Origin of the sequence: Candidatus Defluviibacterium haderslevense (assembly GCA_016712225.1) — a bacterium.
GTDB lineage: Bacteria > Bacteroidota > Bacteroidia > Chitinophagales > Saprospiraceae > Vicinibacter > Vicinibacter haderslevensis.
In genome coordinates this window covers 1,228,214-1,244,445 of sequence record JADJRL010000003.1, presented here as the reverse complement: position 1 = coordinate 1,244,445, position 16,232 = coordinate 1,228,214, and the positions used below count along the sequence as shown (strand labels likewise).

Here is a 16,232-nt window from a genome sequence, read left to right as displayed (position 1 = left end):
AATGGTCTAGTTGTTGACCGATTTGAATACTGATACGGGTAAAAAGAATAGATTTGTACCAAAATTACTTGATTTCATGAAAAATTACCTAGTCTTCACATTTTTGATCTGTTGTGTTTGTATAAATTGTAAAAATAAAGCCACTACAATACCTGGTGGCGGTGATATTTTATTTGACCATTTAGATACTGCTATAGCTCCAGGGGAAGATTTTTTCATGTATGCAAGTGGTACCTGGCTTAAAAATAATCCTATACCCAAAGAAGAAACGAATTGGGGAATTGGAAATTTAGTAGTCAATGAGAATTATACCAAGCTCAGAGACATTTGTGATAAGGCATCAAAAATTCAAGCAACTAAAGGTTCAAATGATCAAAGAATTGGTGATTTTTGGAAATTAGCCATGGACTCAGCTTTATGTGATCAATTAGGGATGAGTCCCATTCAAAAAGATCTACAACAAATAGACGACATAAATGATATTGCTGGTTTATTTACAGTAATAGCTTTACACAAATCATATGGTATTGGATCTGGATTTGAACTTTATGTTGGTCAGGATATGAAGCAAAGTGATAAAATGACACTTTATTTAAATCAAGGCGGGTTAGGATTACCCAATCGGGATTATTATATAAATCAGGATGAACGAACATTGAAAATTCGAAATGAATATCCAAATCACATCTCGAAAATGTTTCGATTAGTTGGAGTGGACTCTCTAACTTCTATAGATGAAGCAAAAAAAATCTTAGCACTCGAAACGCAATTAGCTCAATCCTCAAAAAAATTAGAAGACCTAAGAGATCCATATGCTAATTATCACGCCTATTCGATAGCCCAAATAAAATCCTTGACACCGAGTATAGATTGGACAGATTGGTGTAAAAAAGCAAGCATAAATTTCGATTCAGCTATAATTGGCCAACCTGATTTTTTTAAAACATTTGAGATGGTGTTGCAAAAAACGGATTTGAATAGTTGGAAAGCTTATATCAAATGGCATTTTATACACCATTTTGCTGCAACTTTAAACAAAGACATCAACGATGAACATTTTAGATTTTACAGTGCACTTCTTCATGGAGCTGAAGCACAACGCCCTCGTTGGAAAAGAAGTTTAAGTGCTATTGAAAATGCAATGGGAGACGTATTAGGACAAGAATTTGTTAAAGCGTATTTTAGTCCAAAATCTAAACAAAGGTATAGTGATATGGTGGAAGATATTCGATCTGCCTTTGCTGATCACATCAGAGATTTAGATTGGATGAGTTCCACAACTAAAGAAAAAGCTTTATTAAAATTAAAGTTGATGACTAAAAAAGTGGGCTATCCTGATCATTGGAAAGATTTTTCATCTATGGAAATTAACAGTAATTCTTATTTTGAAAATGTTAAAAATGCTCAGATCTGGTGGTACAATGATCAAATTTCAAAATTGGGTAAACCAGTTGATCGAAGTATTTGGGATATGACACCTCAGACTTACAATGCTTATTACAATCCTTCTAATAATGAAATTGTTCTGCCTGCTGCAATATTTACAGTTCCAGGTTTTCGTGATGAGGATCTTGATGATGCTTTGGTTTATGGATATGCCGCAGCATCGACCATTGGTCACGAAATTACTCATGGTTTTGATGATGAGGGAAAAAAATTTGATGAAAAAGGAAATCTGAATAATTGGTGGACTAAAGAAGATGAAGATCAATTTAATAAGAAAGCACAATTGATTGTAGATCAATTTAATCAATTCGTCGTTTTAGATAGTCTACATGTTAATGGTAAGGCCACTCTTGGTGAAAATATTGCCGATTTAGGAGGTGTCGTTTTAGGTCTTGAAGCATTTAAGAAAAAAGAACAATATAAATTGGGAAAACCAATCAATGGTCTAACTCCTACTCAAAGATATTTTTTAGGGTATGCTTTAGGTTGGCTTGGACACATAAGAGATGAAAGGTTGGCATCTCAAATATTAACAGATGTACATGCTCCGGCAAAATTACGCGTTAATGGTCCCTTTGTTCATATCCCTGAATTTATGGAAGCGTTTCAAGTTAAGGAAGGCATGAAAATGCATCGTGTAGATAGTTTACAGGTTAAAATTTGGTAAAAATGAAGTTTTATATACAGTAGGATTTAATTATTTCTACCAAACGAATTGGTTGGTCCGCATGTACCCAATGTCCAGCATCAGCAATGGTTATAAAAGATGAATTTGGATAATATTTTTTAATTTCTAATTGATCTTTATCAAGTATATAATTTGATCGGCCACCTCTGATGAATAATATTTCGTTTATTATTGGTTTAGATGGTTTGATTTCCAGGATGATTTCATTGTAATTCTCAAATAAGGATTTTAAGTTTAGTTTCCAAACAAATTGTTGATTTTGATCTCGATCTAAATTTTTAAGAATAAATTGTCTAACAGTTTGATCTAAAATTGTTTTTGAAAGTTCAAATTCAGCTTCAGATCTTTTATTGATTTTTTTTAAATCTAAACCCAACATAGATTTAAAGATTTCATCATGTCCTCTGGGATATGATTTTGTGGCTATATCTATTATAATGGATTTTCCAATATCATTAGGATATAAGTTTATTAATTCTAAAACGACTTTACCACCCATAGAATGCCCAATCATAAAGGGTTTTACTAATTGATATTTTTGTATCATATACATAATATCATTGGCCATTAAAATATAACTAAAATCCTCGGTATGAGGTGATTTACCATGATTTCTTAAATCTATAAGATAGATGGTAAATTCATTCGATAATGCATTGGCAATGGTTTGCCAATTATCAAGACTCCCGAATAAACCATGAAGTATTAATATTGGAGGTCCATTGCCTTGAATCTTAATATTTAAACTAACTGGATTCATATCAATAACTGGGTGTAATTTTACGGCAATTTTATTTGATTATGTCGTCATTTTTATTGAATTCAAATTATAAGCCATCTGGCGATCAACCAGAGGCTATCCAACAATTGACTACCGGGGTTGAACAGGGAGAACGAGCACAAGTATTATTGGGTGTAACGGGATCTGGTAAGACATTTACTTTAGCTAATGTAATCGCACAAACTGGTAAACCTACCTTGATTTTGACACATAATAAAACCTTGACGGCGCAATTGTATGGCGAATTCAAAGCTTTTTTTCCAGATAATGCTGTAGAATATTTTGTTTCATATTATGATTATTACCAACCCGAAGCTTACATTTCAGTAACGGATACTTATATTGAAAAAGACCTTCAAATTAATGAAGAAGTTGATAAGTTGCGCTTAAAAGCTACTTCATCATTGTTGTCTGGAAGAAGGGATATCATTATTGTAGCAACTGTATCTTGTATTTTTGGTATGGGAAATCCGGAGGACTACAAAGCAGGAATTATCAGAATTCAAAAGTCTCAAAATTATCCACGCAATCAGTTTCTATATCGACTGGTTGATATTTTATATAGCAGGACTGAGAGTGATTTGAATAGAGGTCAATTTAGAGTTAAGGGTGATACAGTAGATATTCGTTTGCCTTATGTAGACTATGGATTAAGAATTCATTTTTTTGGAGATCAAATTGAACAGATTGATGAAATAGAGATCTCAAGTGGAAAAAGAATAACTAGTTTGGATTCAGCTGCGATATTTCCCGCTAATTTGTACGTTGCTCCAAAAGATAGACTCAAAGGTATTTTGCATACTATAGAAAATGAGTTATTTGAACAAAAAAAATATTTTGAGTCCGAGAAAAAATATGCTGAAGCAAAGCGTATCGAAGAGCGAACGCAATTCGATCTGGAAATGATGCGTGAACTTGGCTATTGTAGTGGTATTGAAAACTATTCTCGTTTTTTTGATGGTCGATCTATTGGAACAAGACCATTTTGTTTGTTAGATTATTTTCCTGATGATTATTTGTTGATTGTTGATGAAAGTCATGTAACCATACCACAAATTAGAGGTATGTGGGGAGGAGATCGAGCCCGTAAAATGAATTTAGTACAGTTTGGTTTTAGATTGCCATCAGCTCTCGATAATAGACCATTAAGTTTTGAAGAATTCGAAAACCAAATTAACCAGGTGATTTATGCCAGCGCAACTCCAGGCGACTATGAACTAAATCAAGTGCAAGGATATATTGCGGAACAAGTAGTAAGGCCAACAGGTTTATTAGACCCTCCAATAGATGTAAGACCATCAATCAATCAAATTGATGATTTGTTAGAAGAAATTTACAAACGTAAGAAACTCAATGAACGAATTCTAGTAACAACTTTGACTAAGCGAATGTCGGAAGAACTTGCGAAGTATTTCCAAGGCTTAAATTTATTGTGCAAATACATACACTCTGAAATCGATACCATGGAACGCGTAGAAATTTTGCGTGACTTACGTTTGGGTGAATTTGATATTTTAATTGGGGTCAATTTATTGAGAGAAGGGTTGGATTTACCTGAGGTATCTTTAGTAGCCATACTAGACGCAGATAAGGAAGGTTTTTTAAGAAATGACAGATCATTAACTCAAACTGCTGGAAGAGCAGCCAGGAATGCTAATGGTTTGGTTATTTTTTATGCTGATAAAATAACAGAGTCTATGCGAAGAACCATTGATGAAACCAATCGGAGAAGGTCGAAACAAATGGCTTATAATGAATTACATGGTATTGTACCTCAAACACTTAGCAAAACGCGTGAAGAAATTATGAGTAAAAGTTCAATTTTAGATATGAGGGCTCCAGAACCAAGAGCTTACGTAGAACCTGATGTGAATTCCATAGCCGCAGATCCTTTGGTAGCCTATTTGAACCGTGATCAAATTGAAAAATTAATCGTTCAAACAGAGCAAAAAATGAAAGCTGCAGCTAAAGATCTTGACTTTATTTCAGCCGCACATTTTAGAGATGAAATGAATGCACTGAAGAAAAAATTAAAATAGGGAATTGAATGAATAACAAAAAAAACTGAAATTAAATTTTTCTGTCTTTCCAATATAACGGAAGATTAAACCATGAAAATAGTCCTAATAAAATAAAATATAAAGTATAAAAGAACTGCATAGGTATAAACCACCATAGTAGGTGTTTCTTTGAGAAGAAGGTAGTGGCTTGATATAGAATAATAAAATCCAAAACTAATTGAGTACATAAACTAATCCATCCAATATATAATGCTAATGGATTTTGATAAATGAAACCAATGATGATACTGATTATTGTAAAGATTCTCTGAAACCAAACTATACTTGCAATAAACATTACTTTCCAGTCTTTATTAAATTTCATTTTATTGGCCCAACGCAAACGTTGACTTATGAAATGTTTTAGGTCAATTTCGGCTTTAGTTTCCACGATAGTTTCAACCGATTTTGAGACATGAATGTCATGTGGAAACAAAGACTTCATTTTATGAATTAAAAAAATATCATCACCAGACGAAATATGATGATTGGTATCATATGCATTAATTTGGATAAACGTATTTTTGTCGTAAGCTATATTGGCAGCACTACATAAATAATGCAAGCCGGATTTGATTCCAGAGGCATTAATTAGGAAGGAGTTCATAAAATCAAGCATTTGAAAAATACCTAAAAACCCTTTTCCATTTTTAATTTGAACTGGGCCAACGATAAATTTTGATGCATTAAGTTCATAATAAGTTACTATTGTTTCGACCCAATTTTCAGGTAGAACGCAATCAGCATCAGTTGCTAAAATAAGGGTTCCTTGAGCATGTGCTACACCATAGGATATGGCTTTCTTTTTTGAACCTTGAATGGTGGTTTTACCAATAACACCTAATCGCATTAATTTAAAACGACTATCTTTTATGTCTTCTAATAATTCGGGTGTTTGATCTTCTGATTGATCATCGACAACAATAACTTCTAAAAGATGGTGCGGATAATTCTGATCTAAAGCACTTTTGACGCAGGAAACGATATTTTCCTCTTCATTTCTTGCAGGTATAATAATGGAAACTGTTGTTCTTGGAATAACATGTGCAGGTTTTTCAAATTTTTTTATTTTATTCCAATAAATTAAATAAACGAATTGGAGCAGAATATATAGTATGGTGATCGCAAATAATATTATTGAAATAAAATACACACACTACTTTTATTATTCGAAAAGATCCTCATAAGCACTATAAGCTTTTTCCTTCTCTATAGATTTGGTTTTTTGTACTGATTGATTATTTGTTGTAGAATCCACCTCTTCGTAACTTACAAATTCATCTTCAGATTTTGATGGATTGCTTGTCCCTTGAAGCTGTCCGAATTTTCGGTAAGCCCAAGCTTTGAAGACCAATCCAATAGATACAAGTGGCAAACCAATAATTTGAATGGTAAGATTAGTTAATCCTCCAACGAGATTTTGCTTGAATGCTAAACCTATACTTTTCAAATGATCAAAAAGTACTTTTGGAAATAATAAAACCGCAGCAAATAAAAATAGTGGAGATAGTAAGAATAGTAATCGGTAGATTTGATAGAACAAATACAAGAATAATGTGACAATTGCAATAAACATGAGAGCCCCGAAAATTCTTTGAGGCAGACTTCGATTATTTAAATTACTATATAAATTACTGTACATCATGATTATGGGGCAAATATAATATAAATATGTATTAAATTAATATTTAATATATAAATTGTTAATAATAAATTTTAAAAAAGCCTAATTATTTGTAAAATGGGTGTGTATCAGTCTAGAGTACAAACCATCGGTTTGTGTTAAAAGTTCCTCATGGGTACCTTTTTCTACTATTTTGCCATTTTGAAGACTGATGATTTGGTCAGCATGCTTAATCGTAGATAATCTGTGGGCAATGATAATTGAAGTTCGTTTGGTAATAAGGCGTTTGATAGCATGTTGAATAATTGATTCCGTATAGCTATCCACTGATGAAGTTGCTTCATCTAAAATCAAAATATCGGGATTGAAAACTAAAGCACGTACGAAAGAAATCAGCTGACGTTGGCCCAAAGAAAGGTTAGCACCACGTTCAGCTACCTGGTAATCATATCCTCCCGGTAATGCTTCAATAAATTCGTGAGCCCCAATTGCTATTGAGGCTTCAATGATGGAATCCAATGAAATCTCTGGGTCAAATAAACTGATGTTATCTTTTAAGGAACCGTAAAATAAAAATACATCCTGAAGTACCAATCCCATCTTTCTTCTTAGAAAATGTAGGTCATACTCTTTTATGGAAACACCATCGATATAGATGTTTCCACTGTCGAATTCGTACAATCTGTTCAGTAAGCTTATGATTGTTGTTTTTCCAGACCCTGTGTTTCCAACTATAGCTAATGATGTTCCTGCCTTCACCTCGAAGTTGATACTTTTTAAAACAGGTACCTGAGCTTGATATCCAAACATGATATTTTCAAATTGAATATCACCTTTAATTGAATTTGGAGCAATGGTTCCCACATTCAGATCATTTTCAGAATGATCCAAAGTATCAAAAATTCGATTACTGGCTATCAAGCCCATTTGGAGTGAATTGAATTTATCAGCAAGCATCCTAATGGGTTGAAAAAGTCTGGTTAAAAACATTGGAAAAGCCACCAGTTGTCCAATCGTAACGGATTGGTCCAGAACACCTTGAGCGCCCCACCACACCATAAATCCTAGTGATGCTGCCGAAATGATTTCAACAACCGGAAAAAAAACAGCGTAATAAAATATTCCATCAATATTTGCTTGTGTGTAGGTTGTATTTATTTCTTTAAATTTCTTATTGATCATTTTTTCTGAAGAAAACAATTGGATGATTCGCATACCACTTAAAGACTCTTGCAAAAAACCATTCATTCTAGCTACTTCATTTCTTACTCGTTGAAAGGATTTTTTTACACTTTCTTTAAAAATGTAACTGGCTAGTATGAGCAATGGCATAGATATTAATGAAATCAATGTTAGTTTAATACTGGTATAAAACATAACACCTAAAAGCGTCAGTAATCCAATAATATCAGCAATGATCGTAATAAGACCTTCAGAAAAAACTACATTCACAGATTCCAAATCACTTACGGTTCGTGTAGTATTTGTTCCAACTGGCGTTTTATCAAAATAACTCATTCGCATAGAAAGTAAATGGCGAAAAACATCATTTCTCAAATCGTGAATTACATATTGACCTAAACGATTGGTCATGATCACAAAAAAATAACGGAGTACAGTCGTGAGTAGTAATATCAATAAATATAATAAAGAAATATACTTTAACCCATCTAGATCGGATTTCATGATATATTCATCGACCATTATATGTGTCAAATAAGGCGTAAGCGCATTTAATGGAGCTAAGACTACTGCTAATATAGCTGAAGTAAAGAGGATTAATTGATATGGTTTAGCATATCTAAATAACCGTTTTAAAAGTGCGCTATTATTTTTTGCAGTTTGCGTCATATGGAATAAAATACCAAAAAAATCTTATGCATTATAAATTACAAAACACCTTCATCAGCAAAACTATAATACCCATGTTCTGAAATAATTAAGTGATCTAATAATTGAATATCTAATGCTGTACCAGCACTTTTTGCTTTTGATGTAATATCCATATCTGCAGAACTTGGTTTTAGATTACCAGAAGGGTGGTTATGAACTAAAATAATTCCCGACGCTTGATGCTCTATGGCTCTTTTATAAATCATTCTCATATCCATAATGGTTCCTGATATCCCACCGGCACTCATTTTTTCAATTCCTAGGATGGCATTTCGACGATTCAAAAACATAGCCCAACTTTCTTCGTGTTGTAATTCTTCAAGATTGTATTTAACCATTTCATAAGCATCTCGACTACCTTGAATCGTAGGTCTGTGAAGAGCTTCTGATTGTTGTCTCCTTTTTCCGATTTCCAGAGCAGCCAAAATTGTAATTGCTTTGACCTTTCCTACGCCTTTAAATTTTTTAAAATGGTCCATGCCAATTTTGCTTAATTCAAACAAATTATTGTTGCATGATTCAAGAATCCGCTTAGCTAATGACAAGGCACTTTCATCTCTGCTACCAGAACGAAGTAATATTGCCAACAGTTCTGAATTACTCAATGAATCCTTGCCTTTTAGTAGTAGTTTTTCTCTTGGTCTATCGTCTTTTGCCCATGATTTGATGCTTTGGTTTTCTTTAGTGGTGTTATTATTCATATTAGTTATTTGAGTGCCTGTTCGAGGTCGGCGATTAGATCGTCAACGTCTTCAATGCCAACACTAAGTCGCATTAACGAGTCTGTCAATCCACTTTTTAATCGTTCTTCCTTAGGTAGAGAGGCGTGCGTCATTGAAGCAGGGTGACCAATTAATGATTCAACACCTCCTAATGATTCAGCACAGGAAAACAATTTTGTTTTTGATAGAACACTAAAAGCGGCTTCAATTGTAGTATCTTTTAAATCAAAAGATACCATTCCTCCAAAATTTCGCATTTGTTTTTTAGCAATAAGATGTCCTGGGTGCGAAGTAAATCCTGGATATAATACTCGATTGACTCTGGGGTGATTGATTAAGAAATTGGCAATTTTAGCTGCATTTTCACAAGCCCTATCCATCCGAATATGTAGTGTTTTGATGCCACGCAGAATTAGGAAACAATCTTGGGGACCGGGTACAGCTCCACTTGCATTTTGAATAAAAAACAAACGCTCTGCAAGTGCTTTATTTTTTGTGATTACAGCACCATGAATTACGTCAGAGTGACCTCCCAAATATTTAGTAGCTGAATGGAGAACCAGATCAGCGCCTAAGTCCAAAGGATTTTGCAAATAGGGAGATGCAAAGGTATTATCAACACATACCAAAATATTTTTTCCTTTTACTAACTCACATACAGCTTTGATATCAACAATATTTAAAAGTGGATTTGTTGGAGTTTCAATCCATATCAATTTAGTTTCTGAAGAAATATTGGATTCTATAATGGATAAATCCTGCATTGGGATCAGGTTAGTTTCAATTCCAAATGGTTTAAAAATTTTATCCAAAAGTCTGAACGAACCACCATACATATCATTACTAGCTAAAACATGGTCTCCAGATTTAAGTAATTTGATGATGCCATCCATAGCAGCTAATCCACTACTAAAACAAATAGCGTCTGTTCCATTCTCCAAGGCTGCCAGATTGTTTTGAAGTACGGTTCGGGTTGGATTTTGTGTCCGTGCATATTCATAGCCCTTGTGATTTCCCGGACCATCCTGAACATATGTAGAGGTTTGGAATATTGGTGTCATTATTGCTCCAGTTGTTTGATCTGGTTCTATTCCTGAGTGTATAACTTTTGTTCCAAATTTCATAATTATATGTATTTATTATTAACAGTCCCATTTAATTTACTCAAATGGAAAAAATCTAAAAATCTATTTTTTTAATGATCGGAAAAGTCCAATTTATAATGATTACCTTAATAAAACAGCGCGCACACCATTCACAACATCATTTACACTTAGACCGTATTTATCTAAAAGTTCTAAAGGTTTTCCACTTTCACCAAAGCTATCATTTACCGCAATATATTCTTGGGGGCATGGATGATTTCTAACTAAAAGTTGTGCTATACTATCGCCCAAACCTCCATGACGTTGGTGTTCTTCACAAGTTACCACTCTGTTCGTCTTTTTTACGGAATTAAGGATGGCTTCTTCATCTAATGGTTTGATGGTGTGAATGTTAATGAGTTCGCAGTCTATGCCTTCCTTTTCAAGGATTCTTACAGCTTCTAATGCTTGCCAAACCATGTGTCCTGTAGCAAAAATAGAAACATCTTTTCCTTGTTTTAAATGTAGGACTTTTCCAATGACAAATTCTTGATTCTCCAGGAATACCGGCCAATCGGGTCTTCCAAATCTAAGATAAACTGGTCCTTGGTAATCCGCAATAGCAATCGCTGCGGCTTTAGTTTGGGCATAATCAGCCGGATTAATTACAGTCATTCCTGGTAACATTTTCATCAGGCCGATGTCTTCCAGAATTTGATGTGTAGCACCGTCTTCACCTAAAGTTAAACCAGCGTGTGACGCACATATTTTAACATTCTTATCTGAATAGGCTACAGATTGGCGAATTTGATCATAAACTCTACCCGTAGAAAAATTTGCAAAAGTACCTGTATAGGGTATTTTGCCGGTTATAGCCAGACCTGCAGCAATCCCTATCATATTAGCTTCTGCAATACCGACCTGAATGTATCTATGTGGAAATTCCTTTTCAAACAGGTCCATTTTTAATGAACCCGCCAGATCCGCACAAAGCGCAACGACATTAGGATTTGTTTTTCCTGCTTCAATCAAGCCGTCTCCAAATCCATTTCGAGTAGCTTTACTTCCTTTACTTTGAAAAATATCCCAATTGCTCATATATTAAAATCTCCTAGTGTTTCTGGTAATTGATTTAAAGCCTGAACGGTTTGTTCGTCATTAGGTGCTACACCATGCCATTTATGAGTTCCCATCATAAAATCTACCCCAAAACCCATAATGGTTTTCATTAAGATAACAATGGGTTTGCCTTTACTGGTATGCTCTTTGGCCAGATGTAATTGCTCCACAACAGAATTCATTTGATTGCCTTCCATTTCAATAACTTCCCAACCAAAAGTTGTCCATTTACCTCGTAAATCACCCAAGGACATAACTTTGTCGTTAGTACCATCAATCTGTTGACCATTCCAATCTACAATGGCAATGAGATTGTCTAATTTATAATGGGCTGCGCTCATTATGGCTTCCCAATTTTGGCCTTCCTGAAGTTCTCCATCTCCGGTTAGTACATAGACTAATTTGGTATCACCATTCATTTTTTTACCCAAACCCGCACCAACAGCCACGCTAAGTCCTTGACCAAGAGAGCCAGACGCAATCCTAACTCCTGGAATATGTTCGTGAGTCGTGGGATGACCTTGCAATCTTGAATTAAGTTTTCTAAAACTACTTAATTCATGAATATCAAAATATCCTGATCGAGCTAAAACACTATAAAAAACCGGTGAAATATGACCGTTAGAAAGAAAAAATAAATCCTCATCGGATCCTTCCATGTTAAATGGATGTTTTTTTTCCAAAATACCAAAATATAATGCAGTCATAAGATCTGCACAACCTAGAGATGCACCGGGGTGACCACTTTTCGCAAGCCAGGTCTGACGTACGATATCCCTTCTGACTTGTGAAGCGATGTTATTGAGTTCTGTAATGGATTTCATAAGAGACGACAAAGGTACTTATATTCCTAAAAACCCGATCTATAAATATCGAAATGAGGTATAATTACATGAATAAATACAACCTGTGAAAGGGAATCCACTGATTTGGTTCATTTTTGTACCTTCGTGCAAGCAATTATTCAGGGACTATGACGTTTATAGTCCGTAAAATATATTAAATAGCATGTATAAATATTACTTTTTTATCATTTATTTGGTGTTCTCAACCACCCAAATTTTAAAAGCCCAGCGTTTTTTTGATGGTGTTAAAAAAAATTATGAAATAGGCGGCATTGTTGTAAAAGGTAACGCATTTAGTGATGAAAAAGCCATTATCGGTATATCAGGTCTTCGAGTAGGTCAGAAAATAAGTATTCCAGGCTCAGAGATTTCTGGCGCCATCAAATCCATCTACAAGCAACGCCTTTTTTCAAATGTTGAAATTGTTCTAGCCAAAGAAATTGGGGATGTCGCTATGTTGGAGATCCTGGTGCAAGAGAAACCCAGATATTCTAAACACACTTTAAAAGGGGTAAAGAAAAGTGCCCATGATGAACTGAATGAATTAGTCAATAGTCAATTGATTAAAAATAGTATCGTTACCGAAGATGTCAAGGAAAATATTATATTTCGTATAACAGATTATTATGTAGACAAAGGATATTTGGATGCAAGAGTAAATATTCACGAATTTAAAGATGATAAAAAAGATAATGCTGTTAGGTTAGTTATAGATATTAATAAAGGCAAAAGAGTAAAAATCAGCAATATTACTTTTGAAGGAAATGAACATGTCAGATCCATGAAACTTCGAAAGAAAATGAAAGAAACAAAACGCTTATGGCAAGTTTTTTCTAAGTCGAAATTCATCGAAGATGAATATGAAATGGATAAAAATAAAATTGTAAGTTATTACAATACCAAAGGATACCGTGATGCACAGATACTTTCAGATTCTATATGGAGAACAAAGAACGGTCGATTAAGAATTCATTTAAATATTGAAGAAGGTAAGCGTTACTATTATCGAAATATTTTTATTAAAGGAAATTCATTGTATTCTGAAGATCAGATTCGAAATGTTTTAGCCATCCAAAGAGGAGATATTTATAATCAGGAGTTGCTTCAAAAGAGACTTAGTTTCAATCAGGATGGACGTGATGTGAGTAGTTTATATATGGATGAAGGATATTTGTTTTTTAGAGCAGATCCAGTAGAAGTTGGCATCGAAAAAGATTCCGTGGATATCGAGTTACGTATAGTTGAAGGAGCGCAGGCAACCATAGATCGCGTAAAAATAATTGGTAATGATCGTACCAACGAACATGTGGTCCGTCGTGAAATTCGTACAAAGCCGGGCCAAAAATTTAGTCGAAGTGATGTGATCAGATCTCAAAGAGCTATTATGGCTTTGGGTTATTTTAATCCTGAGACTATGGGTATGAATACACCGGTTAATCCAAAACGCGGTACTGTTGATATTGAATATTCTGTAGAAGAAAGACCTTCAGATCAATTGGAATTATCTGCCGGATGGAGTGCATACGGATTAATTGGAACACTTGGTGTAGTGTTTAATAATTTTTCTACCCGTAATTTTTTCAAAAAAGATAGTTGGAGTCCATTGCCCCAAGGAGATGGTCAGAAACTTTCTTTACGTGCCCAAACCAATGGAAAATATTACCAATCCTATAATTTCTCATTTACTGAACCTTGGTTGGGTGGAAAGAAACCCAATTCATTTACTTTGGCAGGCGTTTATTCCCTCATTAATCAGGAATTGAGTGGGGCTGGGAAGGTCAGCATACTCCGTTTTTCTGGTGGACTGGGATCTCAACTGACTAAGCCTGATGATAACTTTATCAGCAGTACAGCACTAAATTTGGAGCGAATTCGTCTTACAGATTATTATGGTTTTAGAACAGATAATGAAACGGTGTCCAATGGTGATTTTTATAATATTTCATTAAAACAAACTATTGCCCGAACTACAGTGTCTGATCCATTATTTCCACGATCAGGATCACGTATAAGTTTATCCGGACAGTTTACCTTACCTTATTCACTTTTTAGAAAAAATTGGGATCCTGCAACGCTTAGTTCACAAGATAAATTTCGGTGGGTTGAATACCACAAATGGCGTTTTGATGGCGAATGGTATTTTAATTTGATCAACAAGTTGGTCTTTTCGTTCAATGCCAAAATGGGACTCATAGGGTATTACAACAAAAAACTTGGTGTGCCTCCATTTGAGCGCGTTCAAGTGGGTGGTGACGGATTGAATAATCAATCCTTTACCATAACAGGTCGTGATATTATTTCTCTAAGAGGTTATGAGGTTGCTGCTGTTAAGGCAAGAAATCCTGAGGAATATAGAGCTGGTGTTGATCGGGGAGATGCTACCATATTTAATAAATTCACTGCAGAATTAAGATATCCGCTATCCTTGAATCCGAGTGCTTCCATTTATGTGTTGGGATTTCTTCAAGGCGCCAATGGTTGGTATAGTTTTAAAGAATATAACCCATTTGATTTAAAGAGATCAGTAGGTGTCGGCGCCAGAGTGTTCTTACCTATGTTTGGATTATTGGGCTTTGATTATGGTTTTGGTATTGATCAACCATGGTTGAAGGAACAAAATGCCGGTTGGAAAAGCTATGGTAAATTTAGTTTGATCTTAGGTTTTGAACCTGAATAGTTACATCAATTTTAATTATCAGAGTGGCGATAAATGGAATAACCTAATTGCTAGATTATATTAAATTCTATCAAAGGGGGACTAAGCACATAGCAGACCTTATCTTTGATCAATATTGTAATTACTTATGTTATTTATTGAAGAAGAAGAAGAAAAAGCTGTCATTTTTCCAAAAGAACTCTGGTCGTCCCAATTAAGTGGGCAGGATGATCTATTAGATTCTATAAATCAAATTGTGTCTAACAGCAGATTCCCACATTGTTCATTAATCACGGGAGTTCCGGGATCTGGTCAACTACTTTTTGCACTACATATCAGTCAACTTTTATTATGCCATTCTGAAGCTAAGCCTTGTGGAACCTGTTCTAATTGTTATAAGGTTGCCCAAATGATTCATCCAGATCTACATTATACTTTTCCGCTTCATGGTGCTAATGAAATATCCGTAAATTATTATGATTCATTCAGAATAGCTGTGAAGGAGAATCCGTATTTAAATGTTCAGCATTGGCTTTCATTGTCTAATAAAGAAAACAAACAAGGGAACATTACAGCCAAAGAGTGCCATTCGATTATTGAAAGACTTTCATTAAAGCCCTATGAATCGGACAAATCCATACTCATATTATGGCTGCCTGAATTTCTGGGTAAAGAATCAAACATTTTACTAAAATTGCTTGAAGAACCTCCCGGACATTCATATATATTACTGGTTACTGAAGATGCAAAATCGATATTGAGTACGATTATATCTCGTACCCAACAGTTTGCGTTAAAGCCACTTGATGAAGAAATGATTGCGCAAAAATTAAGTAACAGTTTAAATATATCTTACGAAAAAGCCATGAATTATGCTTTGGTGGCAGAAGGCAATTATAGTCATGCGATGCAAATGGTAGCTGAGGAGCACTCCAATATGTTGGAATTGACTAAAGGAATTTTTCAAAAAGCATATGTAGCCGAACCCCTGGCCATGATGGGTGTTGTTGAAATAGTTGCTCAGATGGGACGAGATGATCAGAAATACTTGTTTCATTTTATGTCCCAAATCCTATCAATGAGTCTAAGAAGTCAAAATGGCTTATTGAAAAATGAAGCCGGAACCAATGAAATTATGAATTATGTCCATAAATTGTCTACCAGTATAGGTTTGGAAGAGATTGGTGCTATACACGAATTGATTGATGATAGCATCTTTGGTATTCAAAGGAATGCAAATATGCGTATCTTGCTCCTTGATTTTTTGATACAACTATCGAAAATTCTTAGAAAGTTTAAGAAATAACAGGGAT

At 34.5% G+C, this 16,232-nt stretch carries 12 protein-coding genes; 4 read left to right on the top strand and 8 right to left on the bottom strand.

Annotated features, from left to right (window positions below; translation table 11 throughout):
• Nucleotides 1-76 precede the first annotated feature (76 nt).
• On the top strand, nucleotides 77-2,113 hold the full coding sequence (locus tag IPK88_05070) for a M13 family metallopeptidase (GenBank protein ID MBK8242777.1): 2,037 nt from the start codon (nucleotides 77-79) through the stop codon (nucleotides 2,111-2,113).
• 10 nt (nucleotides 2,114-2,123) lie between these two features.
• Here the strand turns inward: IPK88_05070 and IPK88_05065 are convergent, their stop codons facing one another.
• Entirely contained in the window at nucleotides 2,124-2,894 is a 771-nt protein-coding gene (locus IPK88_05065) for an alpha/beta fold hydrolase (protein ID MBK8242776.1), read from the bottom strand.
• Between the two features lie 38 nt (nucleotides 2,895-2,932).
• Here IPK88_05065 and uvrB point away from each other — a divergent pair, with 38 nt between their 5' ends.
• A complete protein-coding gene (gene uvrB / locus IPK88_05060; GenBank protein MBK8242775.1) occupies nucleotides 2,933-4,954 on the top strand; it encodes an excinuclease ABC subunit UvrB in 2,022 nt (673 codons plus the stop codon).
• Nucleotides 4,955-4,985: 31 nt separating this feature from the next.
• Here the strand turns inward: uvrB and IPK88_05055 are convergent, their stop codons facing one another.
• The 7 genes from IPK88_05055 to IPK88_05025 form a co-directional block, all read right to left on the bottom strand.
• Nucleotides 4,986-6,128 (bottom strand): glycosyltransferase, encoded by a 1,143-nt coding sequence (locus IPK88_05055; GenBank protein ID MBK8242774.1) that lies wholly within the window; start codon nucleotides 6,126-6,128, stop codon nucleotides 4,986-4,988.
• A gap of 12 nt (nucleotides 6,129-6,140) precedes the next feature.
• Complete coding sequence (locus tag IPK88_05050; protein ID MBK8242773.1) at nucleotides 6,141-6,620, bottom strand: hypothetical protein; 480 nt, start codon at nucleotides 6,618-6,620, stop codon at nucleotides 6,141-6,143.
• Between the two features lie 81 nt (nucleotides 6,621-6,701).
• A complete protein-coding gene (locus IPK88_05045) occupies nucleotides 6,702-8,450 on the bottom strand; it encodes an ABC transporter ATP-binding protein (protein MBK8242772.1) in 1,749 nt (582 codons plus the stop codon).
• 38 nt (nucleotides 8,451-8,488) lie between these two features.
• Nucleotides 8,489-9,193, bottom strand: coding sequence for a DNA repair protein RadC (gene radC / locus IPK88_05040; GenBank protein MBK8242771.1), 705 nt, complete (start codon nucleotides 9,191-9,193; stop codon nucleotides 8,489-8,491).
• 5 nt (nucleotides 9,194-9,198) lie between these two features.
• Nucleotides 9,199-10,338, bottom strand: a complete 1,140-nt coding sequence (locus tag IPK88_05035) for a cystathionine gamma-synthase (GenBank protein ID MBK8242770.1) — start codon at nucleotides 10,336-10,338, stop codon at nucleotides 9,199-9,201.
• 102 nt (nucleotides 10,339-10,440) lie between these two features.
• Nucleotides 10,441-11,397, bottom strand: a complete 957-nt coding sequence (locus IPK88_05030; protein ID MBK8242769.1) for a transketolase family protein — start codon at nucleotides 11,395-11,397, stop codon at nucleotides 10,441-10,443.
• Entirely contained in the window at nucleotides 11,394-12,242 is an 849-nt protein-coding gene (locus IPK88_05025) for a transketolase (GenBank protein ID MBK8242768.1), read from the bottom strand. Before IPK88_05025 ends, IPK88_05030 begins: the two co-directional genes overlap by 4 nt.
• A 184-nt stretch (nucleotides 12,243-12,426) precedes the next feature.
• Between IPK88_05025 and bamA the strand changes: the two genes are divergently transcribed.
• Entirely contained in the window at nucleotides 12,427-14,940 is a 2,514-nt protein-coding gene (gene bamA, locus IPK88_05020; GenBank protein ID MBK8242767.1) for an outer membrane protein assembly factor BamA, read from the top strand.
• Between the two features lie 127 nt (nucleotides 14,941-15,067).
• Nucleotides 15,068-16,225, top strand: a complete 1,158-nt coding sequence (locus tag IPK88_05015) for a hypothetical protein (protein ID MBK8242766.1) — start codon at nucleotides 15,068-15,070, stop codon at nucleotides 16,223-16,225.
• Nucleotides 16,226-16,232: the final 7 nt, after the last annotated feature.

What these genes read in the sequence shown, in the direction of transcription:
- bamA (MBK8242767.1), top strand. Translation starts at nt 12,427, where the DNA reads ATGTATAAATATTACTTTTTTATCATTTATTTGGTGTTCTCAACCACC.
- IPK88_05050 (MBK8242773.1), bottom strand. Translation starts at nt 6,620, where the DNA reads ATGATGTACAGTAATTTATATAGTAATTTAAATAATCGAAGTCTGCCT.
- IPK88_05065 (MBK8242776.1), bottom strand. Translation starts at nt 2,894, where the DNA reads ATGAATCCAGTTAGTTTAAATATTAAGATTCAAGGCAATGGACCTCCA.
- radC (MBK8242771.1), bottom strand. Translation starts at nt 9,193, where the DNA reads ATGAATAATAACACCACTAAAGAAAACCAAAGCATCAAATCATGGGCA.
- IPK88_05045 (MBK8242772.1), bottom strand. Translation starts at nt 8,450, where the DNA reads ATGACGCAAACTGCAAAAAATAATAGCGCACTTTTAAAACGGTTATTT.
- IPK88_05030 (MBK8242769.1), bottom strand. Translation starts at nt 11,397, where the DNA reads ATGAGCAATTGGGATATTTTTCAAAGTAAAGGAAGTAAAGCTACTCGA.
- IPK88_05015 (MBK8242766.1), top strand. Translation starts at nt 15,068, where the DNA reads ATGTTATTTATTGAAGAAGAAGAAGAAAAAGCTGTCATTTTTCCAAAA.
- IPK88_05035 (MBK8242770.1), bottom strand. Translation starts at nt 10,338, where the DNA reads ATGAAATTTGGAACAAAAGTTATACACTCAGGAATAGAACCAGATCAA.
- IPK88_05070 (MBK8242777.1), top strand. Translation starts at nt 77, where the DNA reads ATGAAAAATTACCTAGTCTTCACATTTTTGATCTGTTGTGTTTGTATA.
- IPK88_05025 (MBK8242768.1), bottom strand. Translation starts at nt 12,242, where the DNA reads ATGAAATCCATTACAGAACTCAATAACATCGCTTCACAAGTCAGAAGG.